Annotated in this window: 1 protein-coding gene and 1 pseudogene; both read right to left on the bottom strand. The window is 64.1% G+C overall.

Annotated elements, in window-relative coordinates; translation table 11 throughout:
- Window positions 1-500 (bottom strand): annotated as a pseudogene (locus EN969_RS32500) (ABC transporter permease); the annotation flags it as partial.
- Window positions 497-1,076: ABC transporter permease (locus tag EN969_RS32495; RefSeq protein WP_164758729.1), on the bottom strand; the 580-nt coding region annotated here is incomplete at its 5' end. The pseudogene EN969_RS32500 and the gene EN969_RS32495, both read right to left, overlap by 4 nt.

The following is a 1,076-nucleotide window of genomic DNA, read 5'->3' as shown; positions in this document are numbered from 1 at the left end:
TCGCGAATGGTTTTCGGGATGGCGGCGAAGCGGCTGCGCATGATCACCACGGTCGTCGGCAGCGCCACCAATATATGGCCGAGAACGATGGCGACGCGCGATGGCCCCAGACCAACGAGGTTGATGAGGATCAGCAGCGATATGCCGACGATGACGCCCGGGATCAGGATCGGCAGCCTTGCGATGGCGCTGATGGTGGCGGCCAGCGGCGAGCGGCCGTAGAGGTCCATGTAGGATACGGTTATGCCGCACAGCGTCGCACCCGTGGCGGCGAAGGCGCCGATGGCGAGGCTGTTCAAGAGTGCACCGGTCAGCGCCGAATTGCCGAACAGCGTCGCGTACCATTGCAAGGTAAAACCTTGCAGCGGAAACGCTGCCTGGATCGAGTTGTTGAAGGAAAACAGCGGGATCAGCAGCACCGGCAGATAGAGAAAGACCAGATAGGCGGCGATATACATGCCGAGCCAGCGGCCACCTCCGTGCGTGCGTGCAGTGCTCATGTGCGGCTGCCAAATCTGCGGTCGGCGAAGCGCGCGACCAGCACCACGCACAGGATGACCAGCATGACGGCGACGGAGAGTGCTGCGCCAAACGGCCAGTCATTGGCCTTGCCGAATTGCGCCTGGATCAGCGTGCCGATCATGGTGCTGGCCGGGCCGCCGACGAGCGCCGGCGTGACATAGTCGCCGACCGTCGGCACGAAGACGACGAGGGCTGCCGCCAGCACGCCCGGCATCGAATTGGGCAGCACGATCCGGCGGAAAGAGGTGAATGGCCGCGCGCCGAGATCGGAAGCGGCCTCGATCAGCGATTTCGGGATGGTGTCCAGCGCCACGTAGATCGGCAGGATGGCGAAAGGCGCATAGGCGTGCGCCAGCGTGACGACGACGGCGGCCGGCGTGTTGAGAAAGGCCAATGTCGGCTCGGACCAGATGCCGCTTTCGATCAGCGCCGAGTTCAAAACGCCATTGTAGGCGAGCACGATCTTCCAGGCGAAGACGCGCAGGAGATAGCTGGTCCAGAACGGCAGCGTCACCAGGAACAGCAGCAGGCCGCGCCGCCGGCCGGTATGGAAG

This window comes from Mesorhizobium sp. M7A.F.Ca.CA.003.01.2.1 (genome assembly GCF_003998945.1).
GTDB classification, from domain to species: Bacteria; Pseudomonadota; Alphaproteobacteria; order Rhizobiales; family Rhizobiaceae; genus Mesorhizobium; species Mesorhizobium ciceri.
Note: the sequence above shows the minus strand (reverse complement) of the source record. Positions and strands in the feature narration are given on the sequence as shown.